The sequence below is a fragment of the Rhizobium sp. PRIMUS64 genome, assembly GCF_023006465.1.
In the GTDB taxonomy this organism is placed as follows: Bacteria; Pseudomonadota; Alphaproteobacteria; order Rhizobiales; family Rhizobiaceae; genus Rhizobium; species Rhizobium leguminosarum.
The window spans coordinates 1-565 of record NZ_JALBGX010000329.1 but is presented as its reverse complement, the minus strand read 5'-3'; the positions used below and the strand labels follow the sequence as shown (position 1 = coordinate 565).

Annotated in this window: 1 protein-coding gene; it reads right to left on the bottom strand. The window is 67.3% G+C overall.

Annotated features, from left to right (window positions below):
• Window positions 1–565 (bottom strand): transglycosylase SLT domain-containing protein (locus MOV76_RS39410; protein ID WP_408988016.1); only part of this gene is annotated, 565 nt, incomplete at both ends.

Sequence of the window (565 nt, the reverse complement as noted above, 5' to 3'; positions counted from 1 at the left end):
ACGACCAACCCCCCCCGCTGCCGGCAACCGGGCGTAGCTCCCGCCGCCGCTCTTGATCTTTGACGTCCACAGGCTTGCGAACTGCCCCGCGGTCATGCCAATCGAGCCGCCATTACCGGCTACAGCCTTCGCGCCGACGAGTTCGGCCGCGTTGGCGTTCGGATTGGTCAGCAGCTTGATTGCGCCGCCGGCGCCCTGCTGATGAGCCAGATAGAGCTCGCCGCCGGTCGGCTCGCGGCCGAGCGCATTTCGCAGCGTCGCGCGGTTGTCTTTCAGCAGCCGTGCGCCGGCGTCCGCCGATTGGTTTCCATCGAACTTGTCGCCAAGCTGATATTGCCGTGCCGTGCCATCGGTGAACTGCAGCAGCCCGCCGGCGGTCGAATTCGGATTTCTGGCGAGTGGATTGAACCCGCTTTCTATGCCGGCGAATTCGGTCAGCAGTTCGGGATCCTCGCCGTGACGCACGGCGGCATCTGCTAGCATCGTCCGGATCTGCGCCGGCGCCACGCGCACCCGTATGCCGTCGCCGCCCTCGCCGGTCACCTCGCCGCCGGTCACCGTCGCC